Here is a 20,985-nt window from a genome sequence, read left to right as displayed (position 1 = left end):
CTGCCCCTTTATGCTAGGTGGCAGGTGGCAAGGTTCACCATACCATCCTACAAAATTTCAAAGGAGCGTGCTCAGCATGACAGCATCCAACATTCTCGAATTCGGTCCCCGCAAGCCGAAGCTTGACCCGATCATCTACCGCGCCAAAATCGCAAACTATGACGTTCTGGCAAACTGCAATACTCCTTATGGATTAAGAAATAAGGTCCTTGTCACCTTTGAGGTAGAGAAACCCACCGAGACAGGCTTCGAGATGGTATCCATTCGTCAGTCCTACCTGGTCTCCAACCATCCCGGCTCCATGTTTGACAAGCTGGTTTTCGGCGTGACGGGGCATCCGGTCGGCAAGCGCTTCGACCTCAATTCGTTGCTCGGTGCCGAAGTGATGATCCAAATCAAGCACAACGTCACCGCAGACGGTGACACGTACGACAACGTCGATTCCGTATGGCGCGAATCGTTAGATCTGACTCAAGGCCAAATCTAACCTAAACCCGAGAGGAGAGCTTTCATATGTCCACACAAATCCAATCCGTTTCCCCCGCAGCCCTGCACGAAACGGCTCCGAAATCGTTCCGTACGGAGGACTTCCTGCTGCAATACAAGGCCTCCTACATGGGCTTTCTCCTTAAGCTAGAGGCTTTCCAATGGCTGAAATCCCAGCAGACCACTCTCGATTCCGAGCTGTTTCGCGCGGCGCTCTCCATCCTCTCCCCTTTCGGGGAGGATGGCCGGAAGTTTCTGCACGTGTGGCTGAAAAATCAGCCCTGTTATGCCGCTGCCGATCTGGATGCCGCATTCCAAGCGGCATGCGCCCAGCAGCCGGTTCCTGCCACCTACGGTATGCTTGCCGGGATTGGCTTTACTTCGGACAAGGATCTCGAGTCTTCACCTGTCGAGGAGGTGAAGAAGCTCGCTCATGATCGGTTTATGTACGATCACGGATTCGTTTTCGACCCTGTTAAAGGCAAGTGGATCTTCAACGCTAACCTCTTCGTGAAAGGCTTCCTGAAGCGAATCAAGCTTTGCCTCGTAGCGGGATCGTACTTCTGCGGCTACCACCGGGACGGATTCTGGGTGAAGCTTGAGGATTTGGATGTATCCCGTATCCTGCGGGATATCCTCCACGAAGCGGCCCCGAATGCTTGGAAGTCTTCGTACGACAAGGAATACTTGGCTGCTCTGCGCTTATCCGCGGAACATGTCAAGGCCATGAACCAGAACCGCTCGTTCCTGAACCTGAACAACGGGATGCTAAACACCGAGACCATGGAGCTGGCTCAACATCATCCCTCGTTCTTCTCAACTATTCGCATCCCGATCGATTACCGACCCGATGCAGAATGTCCAAGATTTCGCCAGTTCCTTCACGAAATTATGGACGGCGATCAGGAGCGAATCCTTCTCATTCAGGAGATCATGGGGTACTTCCTTACCGCAGAAACAGTCATCCAGAAGGCGTTCTTCTTCCATGGTAATGGGGCCAACGGGAAAAGCCTTCTCGCTAAGATCATCACCCTGCTGTGCGGGGAGGAGAACGTGGCCAACGTCCCGCTCAGCGACCTGGGCACCCGTTTCGGGCTGCAAAATCTGCCCGACAAGACGCTGAATGTTTCCACCGAGAACGAATTCTCGGAGCGGGCACTGAATACGCAGATGTTCAAAGCCATTACGGGCGGCGATGTGGTCACGGTGGAGCAGAAATACAAGGCAGCCTTTAGTTGCAAGCTGATCTGCAAGCTGCTCCTGCTGCTTAATACGCTGCCTCATACGAGAGACCTCACACACGGCTATTTCCGGCGTCTCGTCCTCGTCCCCTTCAACAGACGATTCGAGGGCGTAGCCGAGGACAAGAATCTGCTTGACAAGCTGATCGTCGAGCTTGAGGGCATCCTGATCTTCGCACTCGAAGGCCTGCAGCGTCTTCGCAGACAAAATTACGTGTTCACAGAATCGGGAGCCGTGAATGAAAGCGTCGAGGAGTACCGCCGCGAGCAGAACCCGGTCATCGATTTTATCGAGGACATGGTGCGAGTGGTTCCCGAGGGCCGCGTGAAGCGCCCCGACGTCCCAAACGTTTTCCGCGATTGGTGCAACGCCAACGGGCACGAAGAATGGGCGCGAAAAGATATGCAGGCCTTCTGGTCGCTGTTCCGAATGGCAATGGCGGACCGTGGCTGGGAGTACGCGACGAAAAAGGTGCAAGGCACCGTTTTTCTAACTGGCTTGTCTCTGAGCCAGCCGCCGCAGAACACGAACAGCAGTTCCGTCGTTCACTTTTCTTAACTTCTTGCAAGTGGCACGCCCCCTCGCCTCTTATGCCACCGCTAAGGTGGCATAGGGGCAGGGTGGCAACCATCTCTTCATCATCCCGTAAGTGCACACGGTTGGAATATATATTATATATTTGTAATTATATAACAATTTAGTCGTCCAGGAGGTATCTACCATGCAATCTTCCGTTCCTTCTAACCAATCCTACCAGCTCGTCATCAACATTCTGGCTGACCTCGTGAAAGAAGCCATGGCCTCTTACGATACGTCCGACGATCGTAAGTCGAACTCAGCCGCTAACGCGGCCCAGAAGTGACAATTTCAATCTGAAAGGTGGTGTACGTCATGACAACGTGCAAAGTGGCGCTATATATCCGAGTAAGCACATATGAGCAAGCGGAATTTGGCTACAGCTTGGAGGCCCAAACGGAAGCCCTGCGGGAGTATTGCAGGGCTAACGGGTGGCCCATCTATCAGGTTTACGCCGATGAGGGCATTTCCGGGAAGCGGGCGGACAACCGCCCCGCTCTCCAGCGGCTTCTTGCCGATGCCGAACAGGGTTCCTTTCAACTCGTCCTTGTGTGGAAGGTTAACCGATTGGCGAGGGATGCCCTGAGCTTATTGGAAATCGTCGAGCGCCTCAAGCGGCACGGAGTTTCCCTCCGCAGCCTCACCGAACCATTCGAGACACAAACCCCAATCGGGCAATTCACGCTGCAGGTCATGTCAGCCGTTGGGGAGATGGAGCTAAAGACGATCTCCGAGAACATGCGAATGGGCCGCCAGAGAAGGAATCGTCTAGGCAAATATTGTGGCTCCCGCATTCTTGGCTACGAGGTGCAGGCGACGGAATATCACTCAGCCAGACGCCAAACAACGTCGCTCTCCGTCATCCCAATGGAAGCGGCGCTTGTGCAGCACATCTTTACGCTGTATGCCGAAGGATTGGGTTTTAAGGCAATCATGAACCGTTTGAATCATTCCGGTTTTGTTACCAAAGAGGGCAACGCTTTTGGAATCAATACCGTTCGCCAGATACTGAAGAATGTCGTCTACATCGGGAAAATACGCTTCTGTGACCCCGAGAAACAGTTCGAGGAGTTCGCACAAGGCGAACATGAACCCATTATTCCCCTTCCATTGTGGGTGGAAGTGCATCGGCGGCTACGGGAAAATTCGGGTCGACCGAAAAAACAGGTTCCGCATGATTTCATTTTGGCCTCCCTCTTGCGCTGTCCAGCTTGTGGGTCAGGCATGGTCGGCGGCTACACGACGGCCACCCGGAAAAATGGGTCCTTCAAGCGCTACGTCTACTATGTATGCTCCAAGTACCATAACAAAGGAAGCACGTCGTGCAAGCCGAATCACGTACCAGCTCATGCAGTGGAGAATGAGGTGCTGGACCGACTGAAACAGCTTATCACTCATCCTAAACTCATTCGGGACATTGTCGATCGGGTAAACCAGCAAACCAAGCTTAAGCTGCAATACCTAAGCGAGCAAATGCAGCTTCTCGACAAGCAGATCAAGGAATCTGCCATCCAGAAGAAGCAAGCGTTCGAGCTTTTCGAGCAGGATGTGATCAGCCAACAGGAGCTTTCTAAACAGCTCGGCCACATCAAGGATTCCCTCGCTGGATTCGAGCTTGAAAAAGCACGCTTGAAACAGGAGCATGATGCAGAACGGCGTAAAGAGATTTCCCTGCCTCAAATCCGGAAGGCCTTGGAACAGTTCGAGCTCCTATGGCAGCCTTGCTCCCCCGAACAGAAGCGCGGATTGCTTCGGAACATGATCGAAGAGATCACGTTCGGGCAAGACAAGACCGTTCGGATTCACCTGAAAGAGGTACTGATAGACATCTCTTTACCGCCTGCCAATGCGATTCAGCATGTTAGCTAATGCCCGTATTCCTTGACTGTTTCACGGGAAACGAAATTTTAACCGAACGACGACCAACCATTTGGCAAGGAGGTTACAATGGTAAACCATCATCGTATTGCTATCTATGCAAGGGTATCTACAGAGGAGCAGGCTGATTTTGGATATTCAATTGATGCCCAGCTCGACACGCTTCGAACCTACTGCAACTTGCACCAAAAATCCATTGTCGGTGAGTATGTGGACCGCGGCGTCAGCGGTAAATCCATCGAGGGCCGATACGAGCTACAAAAACTGCTGCGAGACGCAAAGCAAGGCCTCTTTGACGAGGTACTCGTGTGGAAAATCAATCGGATCAGTCGCCGCACCATAGACCTACTGAAAATCGTGGACGAGCTGAGCCAGCAAAAAATTACCTTCCGCAGTTTCTCTGAGAATTTCGAGACTGAAACTGCGATGGGTAAATTCGCACTACAGATGCTCGGGGCCGTCGGCGAGCTAGAGCGCAACACCATCGTTGACAATGTGAAGATGGGCATGCGCCAGCGGGCCCGTACGGGACAGTGGAATGGCGGCAAGGTGCTCGGATATCGCAGCAGTCAAGCCGTTCTCGGCCAGCGGCATCGGCGGGATTCCACCCTAGAGATCGTCCCCGAGGAGGCCGCGATTGTGCGAAAGATATTCGAACTCTACGCCTCCGGCAAGGGACTTAAGGCTATCGCCAATCAGCTTAATCGGGAAGGCTGCTCGACGAAGCGCGGGAATGCCTTCAGTACGGATTCGATCAAGCAGATCATCCTTAACCCTGTCTATGTCGGAAAAATCCGGTTCAACCAGTTCGAGAATTGGAACGAGCGTCGCCGCAAGGGGAAAAACGATACACCCATCATTGTCGACGGTGAGCATGAGCCGATCATCTCCGAGGAGTTGTGGGAAAAAGTTCAGTTGCTCCAAAAATCCAAAGCTGTTGCATCGTCGAGAACATTTGACGGCAAGTACACACTGACCGGCCTTTTGAGATGTCCGCAATGTGGTGCGGCGATGGTTGCTAGCCGAACGGTCAATAAGCTGAAAGACGGTACGAAGGTCATCCGCCGCTACTACTCCTGCGGGAATTTTAAGAGCAAGGGCAGCTCCGTTTGCCGCGCCAACAGCGTGAAGGCCGATTACGCAGAATCCTTCGTCTACCAGCGCATTAAGGAGGTGATCAACAATGAGCGCATTCTCATGGATATCGTGCTCACCATGAACCAGCAGAGGAAAGGTAACACTGCCCCGCTCCAAGAAGAGCTGAAACACATCACCCAAAAGGTCGATTCGATCGAGGGCAAGCGGCAGAAGTATTTCACCCTGTTCGAGGACGAGCTAGTCGACCGCGAAACATTGGCGAACCGCTTGGATGAGCTGAAAGAGGAGAGGGAGCGGCTACTCGCTAGAAAGTCCGAAATCGAATGGGATCTCGGTAACGACAGCAGCCAGATGATCGACTACGACTACGTTAGGACCACCCTGGGCCAGCTCGATCAGATTCTTGGCAAGGCTCCTACCGAGCAAATCAGGTCCCTGCTCCACCTTATAATCAAGCAGATTAGCGTTAAGAACCGAAAAATCGAATCGATCGAGCTGAACTTCGACGAAAATACGCAAAAGCATTTTTTAGGATTAGCCCCTTCCGACAACGGGTCGGAGGGGGCTTTTGCTGTTTCAAGGCAAAAGTCCCCGCTATACAAGTTCAACTTGGTCATCTAATCGCCTAACAACGAAGGGAGAAAGAAAATGAAGACTGTGAATGAACTGATTCTTGAGAAGCTAAAAGAGGAATTCGAGAGGAACGGGTACAACCCGGAGCAACAAATGCTCGATGACAACGTATGGGTCATGGCGGCTGCCGTAATTCCGTTCAAGGAAACGCCGGAGACAGCCGAATTTCTTCCCTATTCTCTTGACGATGTCGTGCTTCGGGAATCGTACTTAAATATAGGTAGGCCGACACACATTGTACGAGTAGCTCTGCGGACAAGCGGTTCTACCGGGCTTTGCGAATATGTGGACGGTACGGACGTCTATTTTTCTGTTTATTTCGAACAGCAAGAAGCTGATTGTTACGTTTGGTTGGATACCTGGGTTGAAGGACCTCCAAAACTAGAAGGTTCCCCCATTCCCTCCTCCATCACCTGGTTAAAAAAAATGGCTGAGCCGTTCTACGTTCAGTTTGACGATCCTTTTAATAAGTGACGCTTCCCACGCTTGCGAAGGCCGCCTAATTCTTTGGCGGTCTTCGCAAGCATTTTAGCTCTTTCGCTCTATAGGCTGTTAATTCTATTTAGCAATTCCGTTACGGATGGCCGGAACCATTCGTAATTCGCGAGATCCTCTTGTAATACCTCACTTAGAACATTGGGATGGAGCTTGGTCGCTAGAAAGAAACATTGCTGCTTTGGGTCCGGAATCGGATTATTTCTTGCGCCGTTAAGCCACCCATCTGCATATTGTTCAAGGTATTGACGGTTTCCGTCTTCAAGGAGCTCCTTATTTGAGATTTTGAAACCAAGAACTTGTTGCACATGTTCGTTGTCTAGCCCATTGCGGAAAGAGACCACTAAAAAGTAAACACGATCACTTGAAATACCGTAGCTAGAAGCAATCTTAACGAAGTAATCCATGTTTTTGTACCATTGTTTTCCCCGGCATCCGTAACCTAGATCGGTATATACCTTCAGTCCACATATCACTTCATCGCCACGCTGAAAGATGAGGAAACCGCTCTTTACTGCCTTTACCGTAATCCCCTGGAGGTGCTCAGCAAAAAAAGCCGGGTAGACTTCTGCAAATTCACTCGCTACCCTTTTTGATGACTTTTTCCCTCCACCTCGTTGCTCAACCAATTGGCCCTCCTCAATGTATACACGCGTGACTCGTGAAAAAAAATCGGCTTCCAAGCTATTCGTCGATACATCATCTAATATATCTTCGGCGTTCAATGGGACTACTGATTGCTGCTCTTGAAACCCCACTAATCGTTCAAGAGCATCCGCGATTCTTTCCAAATTTCTCGAGTCCTCATCATTCCAAGGCATTAACATACACCACCATTCACCATTATTCACAAGAAATCTCCTGTGTGATTATCATTGTAATCAAGCAAAGAGTTAATGTCAACATAAACCATGGTGAATTTGTGTTAATTCCGGTTAATAGCCGTTAGTTTCTTTTTCCTTCGGTGAATGCGTCTCAAAAATAACATTAATAAGATATTATAACTTAGAGAGATGTTTGATCGACGAGCAATCGCACCGGATCATAGGGATCAAAGAAAAATTACCCTTCCCCCCCATCCACACATCTACTTAAGACTTATTTTCAGTAAGGTATTTTTTGCACCAAATTGGAAATGAATTTATGTATTCTACTCGTAAATGGAGGTTTTAGAAAATGTTCTTTTTGATCCCACTTGCAACCGCTGCTGTCGGAGCCTTAACATCAGCAGGCGCAGCTGTTGCTACAACGGCAGCCGCCGTGACTTCAGCCGCAGTCGCAAGTTCCATTCCTGTGGTTGGTACAGCTGTAGCTGGTATAACAGCTACAGCTGGTGCATCAGTTGCGACATCAGTTGGTTCTGCTGCAGCAGCTGCCGGATTATCAAACGCAACTGCTTTGGGAGTCATCGCAGCTGGTAGCACAACAACAGCATGTAATGTTGCTGCTTTAAAAGTAGCAAAGGATGTAGCAACAAGGTACTAGTATGCTGGAAAGCCCTGCTCTCTGAACTCAGAAAGGAGCAAGGTTTTTGTGTCACTTGTTTGATCGTCTAGTCACTTTAAGCCAAAGAGACCACCTGGGTAGGTGGTCTCTTTGGCTTCTTTTGAACAATATTTAATATGATTCTAGATGATTAATATCGAAGGGAACAAACTCAATATTCTCAACAGGAAAGTGTTTACGTCTAAGATATGAAGGATGGACTGGGTACTTTCCATTGTATTTATCAGGTATCATTTTCACACGAATTAATCTACTCGCATGGTTTCGTAACAGATCCTTTAATTCTTTAGGAAATAGCTCTTGCGACTTCCCCTTAATCAATTGCCCCCAACCAATCCAGACAGGAGTTGCAGCTTGATTTAAAACTCTTGAGAGAATATCAAGATTTGAGTCATCGAAATATACACTGATTGAACTTGGATTTCCACCCTTTTGGGGTATTAAATTAATGATGTTATAACTTCCAAATCCATGACACATGCACACCTTCTCAATATATGCTACCGTTTTATCATTTCCACTCAGTGTGCTTGGATTGTACATCAATATGGTCAATTGCTTATCTAACCGCTCTTCATCAATAGTTTGTGCAAAATAATATCGTTTCATATCACCAGCAGATACAAATGTTATCCCACCATCATCTAGGATTTTAACAGCTGCACGAGTAACCTGCATTTTCACACCCCCTTAAAAATGGATACGATGTTTGATTGCCATAAATCATCTCGGAACATAGGAATCATATAAGCGACCCCAAACTTTTACAATTTAGATGAAATTAGATATGAAAGAAGGAGTCCTTAAGCTTTCAGTAGAAGTTTCAATGAAAATATTTTCAAGGGAGTTGTACAAGAAATGACCGTTGCTCAACTTGGAGCTATCTTAAGAGAAATGTATCAGAAAGCCCCTCACGGCAGACAAGTAACAAAAATCCATTTATTCGGAGTTAAGTACGCCGATGTCATTACGAGAAATAATTACAGTATAAAAGAAATCGTAAGCGCCTCTGGTATCAACATCTCCTATGCTACGGAGGTTAACAAAGGCATTAATTTGTCTGAATATGTGGTTCCAAAAGAATAAATCTCTCTTGAATTTTCATTTGTGAAACCAAAAAATTTGCGTCATTTGTGATACGGTTCCCCCCGATTTATCTTCACCGCCCGATAAATCTGCTCCACCAGCACCAGCCGCATGAGCTGATGCGGCAGGGTCATGCGCCCGAAGCACAGCTTCTGCTGTGCCCGGCGCAGGACGGCATCGGCGAGCCCGTGGCTGCCGCCGATGATGAACACGACATGGCTCGACCCGTAGGTGCCGAGCCTGTCGAGCTCTGCGGCAAGCTCTTCCGAGCTCCAGAGCTTGCCGTCCAGCGTGAGGGCGATGACATGGGCATCGCCCTTCACGTGCGCGAGGATGCGTTCGCCCTCGCGGTCCTTGACCATGCCGACCTCGGCTTCGCTGAGAGAGTCGGGTGCTTTTTCATCGGGGACCTCGATGATCTGGAACTTCACGTACGGGCCAAGGCGCTTGGTGTATTCGGCAATGCCCTGGACAAGGTATTTCTCCTTCAATTTGCCGACGCCAATAATTTGAATAAACATAATATAACCTCCATTATGTAAAAAGCAGGCCCGGCACCTTAATTCAGTTGCTTGTCTGCCCGGCTCTATGCGTTAATTGTTGCTGCCGATGATCCTGAAAACTTTGAATCTTTAACCGCTTAGACTCCGATCCTTCTTCGGAACTTGATTCAACCCACTGAGTCTACCTGCCCAATTATAGCATGAGAGCCCCCCAGCTCAGCCATCCCAGCCCCGTTCCGCCCTCCCGTTCTTCCGCCTACTTCACCTATCCTTCCCCAATGTCCCGCGTCCCGCGCTCCTTTCACAACAAAAAAAGAGCGCATCCCCGCGCTCTTCTTCCAATGCCCCGCTTCACTTGCCGTCAGACCACCAAAAACTCCCCGGATTTCTCACATTCCGCACATTTGGCCGGGGGGTCCCAGTCGGCGAATTCCGTTTCCTTCAAGTCCACGATATCCGGAGCATCCTCATACTCGTCGACAAACATGTCGATGGCGAGCTCCAGGTGTTCTTTGCATACTACGTACATACCGTCAAGCATCCTTTCTCTTGCGCCCGGCCCCTCAGGCCGGACGTTTGCTGCACAGCCCACAGCCGCAGACTGCCGCACATGTTCCATAGCCGGCTAAAGCCTGCTGCTACTTCAAACTCTATCACTTTTTAGTGTGCGGCTCCATGCTTTATTTATACATCTGCCTGGACCCTTTTTCCCCTTGGCTTAAAAATTATTTCCCGGATCCGTCCGTATCCGCGCCGCTATCCTGCGCCGCTCCGTCGGCGCTGTTATCCGTGCCGCTGCCCTCCGTGCCCGCACTGCCTCCGTCAGCATCCGGATTAGCTTCGGCATTGGCAGGCTTCTCGATCAGCGTCACGGTTGTGCTCTGCAGCTCGCCATTCCGGTAGTAGCCGACCTCCATCTCCTGGCCGATCTCCTTCTTGTCGTACAAATATTTGCGCAGCTCCAGCGTGGAAGCGATCGGCTGGTGGTCCAGCTCCACGATGATATCGTTCAGCTGCAGTCCCGCCTCGGCCGCAGGCCCGTGCGCTTCCAGGACAAGCACGCCTTCCGTCAGATCATCCGGCAGCTTCAAATCTGTACGCTGCTCGTCGGTAAGCGGAGAGTAAGGATTGTCGAGATCGAGAGAGTATACGCCCAGATAAGGGCGGGAAATCTTGCCGTGCAGCTCCAGCTCGCTGACCGTCTTCATGACTTCGTCGGACGGAATCGCAAAGCCCAGCCCTTCTACGCCGGTATCGGCGATCTTCATCGTGTTAATGCCGATCACTTTGCCGTTCAGGTCGGCCAGGGCGCCGCCGCTGTTGCCCTCGTTGATGGCCGCATCGGTCTGAATGACCTCCTGCTCCCAGTCATAGACGCCGTCCTGGTTCAAAGATACCGGTACGATCCGGTTGGTATAGCTCACGATGCCCGAGGTCTGCGTACCGCTCAGACCAAGCGGATTGCCGACGGCAATGACCGTTTCGCCGAGCCGCAGCTTGCTGGAGTCGCCCATTTCCGCTACGGTCTTGATGCCTTTGTCATCTACCGAAAGCAGCGCAATATCCGTTACCGGGTCCGTGCCCACAACCGCCGCTTCCTTGGAAATTCCGTCTGCTGTCACAACCACGAGGTTCTGCGTATCTTCAATAACGTGATTATTGGTCACGACATAAGCCTTGCCATTTTCTTTCTTGATAATGACGCCGGAGCCGAGCGCTGACGGTTCAGCGGCCGGGTCATCGTCCTGTGTAGCCTGATGGTTCACAATGCTGACCACTGCAGGGCGGACCTTGGCTGAGGCCTGAATGATCTTCTCATCATAATCGTCGCGGGCGTTTGACGTTAAGTCAAGGCCGCCTGCATGTTTGGTAGAGGAGGGGATTCCGGTCAAATAGCTGAACAGGATAACCGCAGCAACCGAGCTGATCACCGAACAAATAACGGCGGCCTGCATGGTCGTCCAGCCCTTCCGCGGTCTGCGGGGCGAACTCCATTTTCCATCGGCCCCTTTAATCATGCGGGCCTTTCTGGATACTTTTGTGGAATAAAAATCATCATCAAACAATCCCATTGTAACTGCTCCCCTCCGTGCTTTCTCCGGCTTGCTTCTATATTTACTTCCAGTTGCCTCAGCCCAGGCAGCCGGAAGGTCTGTCCTTACCTCTTCCAAGCATGTTCCACTATTTTACTTTTCATTTTCATAAGTGAAGGCTGTAAATGTAAATCGTCTAAATCCATCACCATCATATGCGGCAGGATAGCCGATATTCTAATGGCTTTCAGCTGATTTTTGCCGGTCCGAGACCCGCCGATTCATTTATCATTATCCTTTATAACGGCAGGATCCACAGGAATGTTGCTGGTTCATTTCCGGAATCAGGAATATTTATCAAATCTCCCGACTATACTTGTAGCAGTTGATAGATTCATTTTATCATAATCCGCCAGTCTTAGAAGATGAATCACCTAGGTAAAATGAACCAAATTCCATATTTGCCCTTTCCCCTGCTCCGCCTGCATCCCTTCCTTTGCGAAAGGCCTTGTTAAGGCCAAAAGGGATGTATCTTTCTTTACCCTTTCAGCGGGCTACTTACCCAATTGTCCCAATTATTCTGTTAATTTTGAAACCAAGGAGCGATCAACCGATGGAATCTTCCTTTTCCCCGATGAATGAAGTGAATATCCTGGCCAAGCTGGCCGATTTGAAGGACGGGCACTATCATAATCTGCTGATGCTGAGCGTCATGATGGAGCTGTTGATTGAAAAAGGCATCCTCTCCCGTGAAGAAATCGAGGAGCGGGCGCTGCGGCTTGAGGGGTTCATCAACATGCCTCCGTATCCTATCGTTTAGGCAGTCCTAAACAAAAAAAAGAACCCCCGGATCTATCCTGAGGTTCCCTATTCCCTATATGAAAATAAACGGCCGCTTACAGGCTGCCCACCGCATCCCACGGCGTCGGCCGGTCGTAATACGTTTCGCACAGCTTAAACTCGCTGTCTTTGTAGAAGCAGCCGCGGTCCTCCATCGCCTCGCGCACGGACATTTTTGCCAGATCGAGCATGTTGTGCTCGCGGCTCAGATGCGCCAGGTACGTCCGCTTGACGCGGCCGTTCATCAGCAGGCTCATGACCTCGCCCGCCGCTTCGTTGGACAAGTGCCCCATATCGCCGAGAATCCGGCGTTTGATGTTCCACGGATAACGCCCCATCCGCAGCATCTCCACGTCATGGTTGGACTCCAGCACCAGCACGTCCGATCCGGAGATCGCCTGCAGGACGCGGTCGCTGGCATACCCAAGATCCGTAACTACGCTCAGCTTCTCTTTGCCGTCATAGAAGCAGTAGCCCACCGGTTCCGCCGCATCATGCGACACGGGGAAAGATTCCACCCGCAGTGATCCGAAATCGCGGGCCTCGCCCGTTCCGAAGATCCGCCGGTTCTCCTCGGGAATCGCGCCGATCTGCTTCTCCATGGCCGCCCAGGTTAACTCATTCGCATAGATCGGCAGGTTGTATTTGCGTGCCACTGCGCCAAGCCCTTTAATGTGATCGGAGTGCTCATGCGTGACGAGAATTCCGTTCAGTTCCTCTCCCGAAACCTCCCGTTCGGCAAGCAGCTCATCGATCCGCCTTGCGCTGAAGCCCGCATCGATCATCAATTTTATATCTTCATAAGCGATTACCGTCGCGTTGCCGGTAGAACCGCTGGACAACACCGTAAACCGTATACCCATTATTCCCATTACTCCTTTGTTTTGTCACTGCTGGCGCTGATTACGTCACCGCTGATGCCCTGTACGTAGAACACTTCTCCGCTTTCCAGTGCAAACCTCCAAGCCGGAGCGGCCACCTGAGCATCGGAGTTGAACAATTCCCCATAATACCCGAGCTCGATGGATTTGACAACCGAGTCATTTGGCAAATAATTTTCCACCAGGTTGCCCAGGGCTTTGGAAGCGGACAGCACCCGCTGGCGCTTCTCCTCTCCGACCGAGCTGATCTCGATTTGCTGCTCCGTGTACGAAATGATGCGCTGATTGCTGTACTGAAGCTCCAGATTCAGGCGAAAAAGCGGATATTTCCCGCCCACCAGCGGGTGCATCACAAATGTTCCTTCCTCATCATCCACCGGATCGTAGCGGTAATTCGCAATGTCCGGGATGCTGCCTTCAAGCGCTGACACCAGCTCTTCCGGGGAGAAGATCAGCTTGCTGTACACCGGCTCCTCCAGATTCATCGGCTTGCCGCCGTCCGTGCCGACAAACCGGTAGCTGATCTTCGGAAGCTCCGGCGTATCGGTCGGAATCGCGGCCGCCACCTTGATGTCCTTCGTCTCCATCGCCCGCTGCACATTGCCGGCAAGGGAGGTCAGGTCGGGGCTTTCGTCCGCCTGCTCGCGCAGATCGCTCCAAAGCTGATAGCCCAGCACCAGGTTCAGCAGCATAAACGCGTAGATGAGCACATTTTTGGCTTTGCTCCAGTCCATTCCCTCAACCTCCTTTGCTTATAGCGGGAATACAGCGGAATACAGCGGAAAAATCACCCGCCTGCCGGCTACTTCAGCACCTGCACGGTGCCGTCTTCCATCTCAAGCACCCAGACCGGGGTGAGCGTCATGCCGCTTTCGCCCAGTGACGGGCGGTAGCCCGGATACAGCTCCTTGATCGTGCCGCCGCCCGCGGCAGCGGCGATTTTATCCTTAAGCGCCTGGCCGTAGGGAAGCTGGACCATCTTTTTCGACTGGTTGTCCGTCTTTAGATAAATCAGCGACCGTTCATATACGGTGGTTGTGCCCTGCTGCATTTCCAGCTTCATGACCCCGTAATGGAATTCCGGCACGTCAATGATCGGGAAGCTGCTGTAATACTGCTGGAACTGCACGGTCTGCTTGCCGTCCGTCTCCTCGCCGAGCTCCATGCGGTACGTTCCGCTGAACCCGCCGTGCTGGTTGACGAAGTCAACGGCGGACAGGCCATTTTTGCCGAGGTTGTCCTCCCCCGCCGCCGGAACCGCCGGATCGGTATAGTTAATCCAGTTCTGGTTCTGTCTGACCTGCAGGCTGCGCTTGGAGTCGGTGTAGATCTCCGAGCCGTCCTTCTCCCGGATATTCCTCGTAATGCTCGGATCAAAGAACAAGCTGCGCTGCATCTGCTCAACCGTGTACTGGCCTGTGCCCAGCGTGCCCTCCACCATTTCAAGCGGCTCTTCCGGCACGTAGTAGGTGTTGTCCACCAGCGTATAAGGCATCCAGGTGCGCCCGAAATCGACATGCTGCTTCAAATCCTGTACGGTCAAATCGGCCTTGGCCGCTTCATACACGACATCCCCCTGCACGCTGAAAAAGAACACATGCACCTTATCTTCGCCCGCGGCGCTGTACAGAAAAATGCGGTCAATGCTTTCGCTCTCAAAGAGCGGATCAGGCGCAATCTGCATGATCTTCTGCAGCAGGGAAACCGGGACGCCTGTCCCGAACTCCAGCTCAATGCCTTCGTCCTCGCTGCGGATCTTGGACCAGTCCCTGCTTTGCGCAACATCCCGCTGGAAGCCGTCAAACTGGCGGGCCTGCAGACGGGAGAAGATTAAGTTATAGAATGTGGAATCGGGATAGAACACCGTATGTTTATTGCCGCCCAGATGCACCACCAGCTGCTTGGGAAAAATCACCCGGGAAACGTCAAGCTCGTCCCCCATGTTCTCCGTAGCGACGTAATCGTTCTCTGTCTTCACGACCGGATTGGTGCCGGGCAGCCTGTAAATGAGAAAATAGCTCTGCACCAGACTCGCCGCAATCAGAAGCGCAAGCGCAGCAGACTTCAGCGTCTCTTTCAAGTCTCCTCGCCTCCTTCTTCCGGTCCCTGCGGCAGCGTAAAGGTCACCTTCGTGCCTTTGGTCAGCTCCGAGGACAGTTCAATTGTGCCGCCGTGGGCGAGCACAATTTCCCGGGCAATCGACAGGCCGAGGCCGGTGCCGCCCATATTGCGGGAACGGGCTTTGTCTACCCGGTAAAACCGTTCAAAGATCCGGCTTAAATCCTTCTTCGGAATGCCGATTCCGTTGTCCTCGACGGAAATCTTCACCATGCCGTCCTGCGTCTTCTCCGCGCCAAGGGTAATCATGCCGCCCTCCGGCGTATATTTAATGGCATTGGACGCCAGATTGTCCAGCACCTGGTCAATCTGGTCGCGGTCCATCCAGACCGGGGCCAGCTCTCCGTCAAGCTGAATGCGCGACGTAATGCCCTTCTGCTGCATCTGGAAGGAGAAGCGGTCCTCTACGTCCTCCAGCAGGTCCTGCAGCTCTGTCCGCTGCTTGCGCAGCGAAGCCTCCTTCGAGTCCAGCCGGGACAGGTGCAGAAGATCCGTTACAAGCCGGATCATGCGCTCCGTCTGGTTCTGGATAACGCTGACGAAGCGCGGGCCAAGCTCCGGATGCTCCAGGGCGCCGTCCTCCAGCGCCTCGGTATAGCTCTTGATCGTAGTCAGCGGCGTGCGGAGCTCATGCGACACGTTCGCCACGAACTCGCGCCGTGCCTGGTCGAGCTTCTCCTGCTCGGTTACGTCCTGGAGCACGGCGATCGTGCCGATGATGCCGATCTCCCGGCGGTGAATCGGCGTGAACGTCACGCGGACCAGCGACGGTTCGTCCGCCTGGCCGCCTGTCTCCAGCAGGGCCGGAGGCAGCGTACCCTGCAGCAGATCCTCGTGCTGGGCCGATGGCAGCCCCAGCACCTCCACGATGTCCCGCCCGTTCGCGTCATGCTCCAGCTGGAGCATGGCGGCTGCGCGGCGGTTCATCAGGATGATTTTTCCGGCTTCGTCGGTCGCAATTACGCCGTCGCTCATATTCGTCAGAATGGAGGCAAGCTTCTCCTTCTCTTCCTCATTCTGGGCCAGTGCGTCGCGCAGCCGGCTCGTCATGTAGTTGAACGCATGGCTGAGCTGGCCGATCTCGTCGCTGCCCAGCACGGGCATCACCTGGTTGAAGCTGCCCTCCGCCACGGCGGTCGCCCGCTTCGTCAGCTCCTTGATCGGCGACGTAATCGTATGCGCCAGAATGACGCCGAGAATCGCGGTCAGCACGAGAGCAATAAGCAGGCCGGATATAAAAATGCTGTTAATCCGCTCCATCGTGCTGTACAGGTCGCTCATCGACGCGGCGATGTAGATGGCGCCTACGATTTTGCCGCCGCTCAGGACCGGCTTGGCGACGACCTTTTTCCGGATATCGTCATCATCAATAATGTATTCCTCGTTGTCGCTGATGCCCTGAAGGGCGCGGCTGACCACCGTCTGCGTGTTCTTCCGCCCCACGTAATCCGCATGGGACGGCTTGGAGGTTGTCAGCACCTTGCCGCTTGCATCAAGCACCTGAATCTCGGCGCCGTTGATATTAAACAGGTTGTTGGCCAGCACCCGCAGGTTGTCGAGCGATTCGTCAGCCGTCCCGGCTCCTGAACCTGCCGTGGTGCCGCCCAGATTCTGGGCCACCAGCACCGACAGCAGCTCGGCTCTGGACTCCAGGTCCTTGGTAAAATTGCTGATCAGCGAATTCTTCATGGCGCTCACAAAATAAACGCCGATAAGCTGCATCGCGATCAGGATGAGCAGCACGTAGATCATAATCAGACGTGCCTGAATCGTCCGGAAGAAGGAAGGCAGCTTCATATCAGAATCCGCCATTCTTCGGGTTCCGGATCAGATAGCCGAGTCCCCGGCGGGTCAGAATAACCTCCGGCTTGCCCGGATCGCTTTCGATCTTCTCGCGCAGACGGCGGATCGTCACATCCACCGTCCGGACGTCGCCGAAATATTCAAATCCCCACACTGCCTGAAGCAGATGCTCGCGGGTCATGACCTTCCCGGCGTTGCGGGCCATATAATACAGCAGCTCGTATTCCCGGTGCGTCAAATCGAGCGGCTCTCCGTTCTTGTAAACCGTGTACATATCGGTATCAATAAATAAGTCGTACAAATGAAGACCCTGCGGCGCCGGGGCCGCTTCTTCACCGGTTACCTGCGCTTTGGCCTGGCGGCGCATCTGCGCCTTCACCCGCGCCAGGAGCTCCCGTGCGCTGAACGGCTTGGTGACGTAGTCGTCGGCCCCAAGCTCAAGGCCCAGCACCTTGTCGATTTCGCCGTCTTTGGCGGTCAGCATAATGATCGGCGTCTCCAGCCGGGTGCGCACCTCCCGGCACACATCCATGCCGTCCTTGCCCGGGAGCATCAGGTCAAGCAGAATCAGGTCAGGGCGCTCCGAGAAGGCTAACTCGACAGCTTCGATGCCGTCGAAGGCCAGGATGACCTCGTAGCCCTCTTTCTCCAGATTAAATTTCAATATATCCGCAATCGGCTGTTCGTCGTCTACAACCAGGATTTTCCCCTGCATATCCTCAGCTTCACCCCGCCTACAAGCTTTCTTTCCTTGCTCTATTTTAGCATACTTGAATCGGCACATTCTAAAAAAACAGGCACAGCTTTGTTTCAAAGCCGTGCCTGTTCTTGTCCATCCGGGTGGTTGGGTGCTGCTCAAAAATCAAACCTTTATCGCAGCAGGCTGCGCAGCTCCTCGAAGCTGATCTCGGCCTGCGGGTTAAACTTGTCCGAGTTCATGTAATTGGCGATGCTGGACAGGAGCTGTCTGCCCTCCAGCGTTGCTTTAATCGCATGAATGTCCACGGCGCCCATCAGCAGTCTGCCCTTCCGCACGCGGGCCTCAAAGAGCAGGCCGAGCTTGTGGTTCCGCTCAAAGTTATCAATGGTCTGAACGATCGGCTGCAGGTTCTGCGGCAGCTCGTCCAGAATGAAGGACTTGGAGTGCATCACAATCTCCCACCAAGGGTAGGTGGAATGCTCCTCAGCTGCAAAATCGCCAAAGACCGGATGCTGGCTGTCAATCAGCAGGCCCATCGTGCCGATTGGAACCGGCTTGTTCATGCTCTCGGAGATGGAGCGGAACATCGGGTAGCACCAGAAATCCGTACAGTAGGTTCCCTCCACCGCATGGCTCACCTGATCGGGATGGGCCAGCAGCAGCACGTCTTCGCCCTGCTCGAGCAGGGCCGCGGCCTCGTCGGTCAGACTGCTGAACAGGTGCAGGCCGGACAGATTTGGCTCTACGTTCTGTGGATAGATCCACAGATCATAGGTTTTCCAGATGTCCGTGCCGGAAATCGCAAGCTTCAGGGCAGCTTTGGTCATCCGGTCCACGGCTGGCATGTCCGTTTGAATCTCGCCGATCTCGACGTAGTCGCCTGCCTGGCTGGCAGGGACCGCCATTTCCCCGGAGGCCAGCACGGCCTGTCCATCGCTCAGCTCCCAGTGCAGCGTCAAACCGGCCGGCAGCTGAGGACGATAGTTGCTCAGCTCAACTTGGGCACTGAAGGCTTCCCCGGCTTCATAGTTGTATTTGGCGAAGCGGCCCAGCAGAACCGCATCCGAGCAGTACGTGCGCCATTCCTCAGGCGTGACCAGCCCTTTGGAGTCCATAAAGGCGTCCAGAATGCCGACGAGAGCGGTGCCCTGGCCGCTGAAATCCTGGAGGTCCAGAATTTGAAAGCCGGCCAGTCGTCTGGAGCGGAAGGCCGCCTCGAGTTCTTCTTTGTAGCTGGCAGCGGCAAGCCTGCCGGAATTTTCAAAATATTTTTGCGCCAGATGGCCCAGGCCCTTCGCTTCCAGACGTTCGCGGAACACCTCGAAGTTCTTCGCCTTCAGCGAGCCCTTGTATTTGCCGATCTCCTCGAAGTTCGGGAAGGTCGCGTACTGCCCGATTTCATGGGAGACCACCGGAACGTGCGGAATCAGCTGCTCCGTGACGGCCTCGGCTTCTACTTCTTTGGTTCCGGTTCCGTACTGGATAGAGATCGTGCCTCCGATACCGGCGCCTGCTTCCTCTTTGCCGTCTTCCTGCCGCTGCGGCGGCACAATCGCCTCGTCGTAATCCTTCAGCGTGCTTGGACGGTCTACCTGCACATGCCCTTGAGGAGCGTCGCACATCGCGTAAGAGCCGCGGAACAGCCGGTCACGGTCAAAGCGCACGCCGCTGAAGAAGTCCTCATGCTCCAGAATTTCCGGCACCCACTGGAAGTTGTTCGAGCCCTGCGTGTACATCGGGCGGTCATCAAACTGCTTGTAGTCCCGCAAAATGCCGTCGATCCGGGTTTTGCTGCCCCACAGCTCGTTGCCGAGCGACATCATGACAAAGGACGGATGGTTGCCGAATTCCTTCAGCATGGCGTACCCTTCGCTGATCAGGTAATCCTGCTCCGCCTGGTTGTGGTTCTCGTACGTTTCGTCGGTAATCGTTCCCCAGAACGGCAGCTCCGACTCCATAAAGATGCCCAGCAGGTCCGCAGCGGTAAAGGCCGCCTCCGGCGGGCAGCAGGTATGGAAGCGGTAATGGTTGATGCCGTAGGACTTGGCGATGCTCATAATCCGCACCCACTCTTCAACATCTGTTGGAGCATATCCGGTGAGCGGGAAGATCAGGCCGTCATGCTTGCCGCGCAGGAAGGTCTTCACGCCGTTAATCGCAAACTTGTCGCCGTCGGCTTTGAATTCCCGCAGGCCGGCAATCAGCTCCTGACGGTCCAGAACCTCATCGCCCGCGCCCTGCAGAGTTAGGGTCAATGTATAGAGATTAGGCTCGGAATCGCTCCACAGCAGCGCCCCGTCCCCAAGCTCATATTCAAACGCAGCCGCGCCGCCGGAAGCGGGCTTGAATGTTTGCGGCGCCGCCTTATGACCGCTGCCTTCGCCTCTGTTCAGGCTGGCCGCGGAAACGATTACATTTACGCCTTCAGTCTGCCCGCTGATATGGCCTTCAATCTTAAAGGTGCGTGCCGCCACATCCGGCGTGACCCGGATATTTTCCAGGCAAGCGTCACCATAGAACTGCAGTTCCAGACGTCCGGTAATGCCGTTCCAGTTGGTCTGCGTATCCTTGGAGGTCAAGTGGCCGCCCTTGGTCGGATAATTGGTATTGTCCACGCGAACCGTGATTTCATGCCTGCCGGCGGTTAAACCCTCCTGCAGCAGATAACGATGCGGGGTATTCAGGCTGCTCTGCGTCCCGATCTCCTGCCCGTCAATCCAGACGGTTGTGACCCGGGTGCGCTCCAGGAACAAGACAGCAGTCTTGCCGCCAAACTCCTCCGGAATGACAATCTCTTTGGCAAACCAGGCAAAGCCCTCAAACGCATATTCGTCGGTTAAAGCGTCAATTTCAATCTTCTCGTTCTTCTGGCCTTTTTGGGCGTGGGAAGTCGTGCCCGGCAGCTCGATCGAATCCTGGTAAGGCTGCTTGAGGCCCTCTTTCTGCTCGTCCAGCTGCAGGCGCCAGCTTCCTTCCAAACTCATTTTGTGCAGCATGTTTCAAATCTCCTCTCCTGTATGGACATTGCCATATCCTTCTTCTAACTCCTAACCTTCTGCTCTTCTGTGCCTGTATTTCTGTCAGCTTTAAGCATATCCGATTTGGGA

Annotated in this window: 20 protein-coding genes; 8 read left to right on the top strand and 12 right to left on the bottom strand. The window is 53.3% G+C overall.

Features of this window, described 5'->3' with window-relative positions:
* The first annotated feature begins 76 nt into the window (after window positions 1-76).
* The 6 genes from FCN15_RS07345 to FCN15_RS07325 all read left to right on the top strand — a co-directional run bounded on the left by FCN15_RS07345 (window position 77) and on the right by FCN15_RS07325 (window position 6,387).
* Window positions 77-487 carry a hypothetical protein gene (locus FCN15_RS07345; RefSeq protein ID WP_138494363.1) on the top strand — a complete coding sequence of 137 codons (411 nt, stop codon included), beginning with the start codon at window positions 77-79 and terminating at the stop codon, window positions 485-487.
* 26 nt (window positions 488-513) lie between these two features.
* Window positions 514-2,286: a DNA primase family protein gene (locus FCN15_RS07340; protein ID WP_138494362.1), complete on the top strand. Its 1,773-nt coding sequence runs from the start codon at window positions 514-516 to the stop codon at window positions 2,284-2,286.
* 163 nt (window positions 2,287-2,449) lie between these two features.
* Complete coding sequence (locus FCN15_RS19150) at window positions 2,450-2,590, top strand: hypothetical protein (protein ID WP_162515307.1); 141 nt, start codon at window positions 2,450-2,452, stop codon at window positions 2,588-2,590.
* Between the two features lie 29 nt (window positions 2,591-2,619).
* Window positions 2,620-4,173, top strand: a complete 1,554-nt coding sequence (locus FCN15_RS07335; protein ID WP_138494361.1) for a recombinase family protein — start codon at window positions 2,620-2,622, stop codon at window positions 4,171-4,173.
* A 78-nt stretch (window positions 4,174-4,251) separates the two neighbouring features.
* Window positions 4,252-5,901 carry a recombinase family protein gene (locus FCN15_RS07330; protein WP_138494360.1) on the top strand — a complete coding sequence of 550 codons (1,650 nt, stop codon included), beginning with the start codon at window positions 4,252-4,254 and terminating at the stop codon, window positions 5,899-5,901.
* Window positions 5,902-5,928: 27 nt separating this feature from the next.
* Window positions 5,929-6,387, top strand: a complete 459-nt coding sequence (locus FCN15_RS07325) for a hypothetical protein (RefSeq protein ID WP_138494359.1) — start codon at window positions 5,929-5,931, stop codon at window positions 6,385-6,387.
* Window positions 6,388-6,455: 68 nt separating this feature from the next.
* Here the strand turns inward: FCN15_RS07325 and FCN15_RS07320 are convergent, their stop codons facing one another.
* From FCN15_RS07320 to FCN15_RS07310, 3 genes are all read right to left on the bottom strand, one after another.
* Complete coding sequence (locus FCN15_RS07320) at window positions 6,456-7,259, bottom strand: hypothetical protein (protein ID WP_138494358.1); 804 nt, start codon at window positions 7,257-7,259, stop codon at window positions 6,456-6,458.
* A 318-nt stretch (window positions 7,260-7,577) separates the two neighbouring features.
* A complete protein-coding gene (locus FCN15_RS19145) occupies window positions 7,578-7,817 on the bottom strand; it encodes a hypothetical protein (RefSeq protein ID WP_162515306.1) in 240 nt (79 codons plus the stop codon).
* A 208-nt stretch (window positions 7,818-8,025) separates the two neighbouring features.
* Window positions 8,026-8,592 (bottom strand): DUF1643 domain-containing protein, encoded by a 567-nt coding sequence (locus FCN15_RS07310; protein ID WP_138494356.1) that lies wholly within the window; start codon window positions 8,590-8,592, stop codon window positions 8,026-8,028.
* A 180-nt stretch (window positions 8,593-8,772) separates the two neighbouring features.
* Between FCN15_RS07310 and FCN15_RS07305 the strand changes: the two genes are divergently transcribed.
* On the top strand, window positions 8,773-9,000 hold the full coding sequence (locus tag FCN15_RS07305) for an HTH-like domain-containing protein (protein WP_138494355.1): 228 nt from the start codon (window positions 8,773-8,775) through the stop codon (window positions 8,998-9,000).
* Between the two features lie 41 nt (window positions 9,001-9,041).
* On the opposite strand, the gene rlmH is transcribed toward FCN15_RS07305, so the two are convergent.
* From rlmH to FCN15_RS07290, 3 genes are all read right to left on the bottom strand, one after another.
* Window positions 9,042-9,521, bottom strand: coding sequence for a 23S rRNA (pseudouridine(1915)-N(3))-methyltransferase RlmH (gene rlmH / locus FCN15_RS07300; RefSeq protein WP_138494354.1), 480 nt, complete (start codon window positions 9,519-9,521; stop codon window positions 9,042-9,044).
* A gap of 343 nt (window positions 9,522-9,864) precedes the next feature.
* The gene (locus FCN15_RS07295; RefSeq protein WP_138494538.1) at window positions 9,865-10,032 is read right to left on the bottom strand and encodes a CxxH/CxxC protein; all 168 of its coding nucleotides are present in this window, start codon (window positions 10,030-10,032) and stop codon (window positions 9,865-9,867) included.
* Window positions 10,033-10,228: 196 nt separating this feature from the next.
* Complete coding sequence (locus FCN15_RS07290; protein ID WP_138494353.1) at window positions 10,229-11,575, bottom strand: S1C family serine protease; 1,347 nt, start codon at window positions 11,573-11,575, stop codon at window positions 10,229-10,231.
* Window positions 11,576-12,149: 574 nt separating this feature from the next.
* On the opposite strand from FCN15_RS07290, the gene FCN15_RS07285 reads away from it, so the two are divergent.
* On the top strand, window positions 12,150-12,356 hold the full coding sequence (locus FCN15_RS07285; RefSeq protein WP_138494352.1) for a hypothetical protein: 207 nt from the start codon (window positions 12,150-12,152) through the stop codon (window positions 12,354-12,356).
* Between the two features lie 76 nt (window positions 12,357-12,432).
* Here the strand turns inward: FCN15_RS07285 and FCN15_RS07280 are convergent, their stop codons facing one another.
* The 6 genes from FCN15_RS07280 to FCN15_RS07255 form a co-directional block, all read right to left on the bottom strand.
* Window positions 12,433-13,239 (bottom strand): MBL fold metallo-hydrolase, encoded by an 807-nt coding sequence (locus tag FCN15_RS07280; protein WP_138494351.1) that lies wholly within the window; start codon window positions 13,237-13,239, stop codon window positions 12,433-12,435.
* Between the two features lie 8 nt (window positions 13,240-13,247).
* Window positions 13,248-13,991: a two-component system regulatory protein YycI gene (gene yycI, locus FCN15_RS07275; protein ID WP_138494350.1), complete on the bottom strand. Its 744-nt coding sequence runs from the start codon at window positions 13,989-13,991 to the stop codon at window positions 13,248-13,250.
* Window positions 13,992-14,059: 68 nt separating this feature from the next.
* The gene (locus FCN15_RS07270; RefSeq protein WP_138494349.1) at window positions 14,060-15,337 is read right to left on the bottom strand and encodes a YycH family regulatory protein; all 1,278 of its coding nucleotides are present in this window, start codon (window positions 15,335-15,337) and stop codon (window positions 14,060-14,062) included.
* On the bottom strand, window positions 15,334-17,097 hold the full coding sequence (gene walK / locus FCN15_RS07265) for a cell wall metabolism sensor histidine kinase WalK (protein ID WP_420819556.1): 1,764 nt from the start codon (window positions 17,095-17,097) through the stop codon (window positions 15,334-15,336). Before walK ends, FCN15_RS07270 begins: the two co-directional genes overlap by 4 nt.
* A 76-nt stretch (window positions 17,098-17,173) precedes the next feature.
* On the bottom strand, window positions 17,174-17,893 hold the full coding sequence (gene yycF, locus FCN15_RS07260) for a response regulator YycF (protein WP_138494348.1): 720 nt from the start codon (window positions 17,891-17,893) through the stop codon (window positions 17,174-17,176).
* 155 nt (window positions 17,894-18,048) lie between these two features.
* On the bottom strand, window positions 18,049-20,874 hold the full coding sequence (locus FCN15_RS07255; protein ID WP_138494347.1) for a glycoside hydrolase family 2 TIM barrel-domain containing protein: 2,826 nt from the start codon (window positions 20,872-20,874) through the stop codon (window positions 18,049-18,051).
* Window positions 20,875-20,985: the final 111 nt, after the last annotated feature.

It is taken from the genome of Paenibacillus pinistramenti (assembly GCF_005869875.1).
Taxonomy (GTDB): domain Bacteria; phylum Bacillota; class Bacilli; order Paenibacillales; family Paenibacillaceae; genus Fontibacillus; species Fontibacillus pinistramenti.
This window is presented reverse-complemented; position numbering and strand designations above follow the sequence as displayed.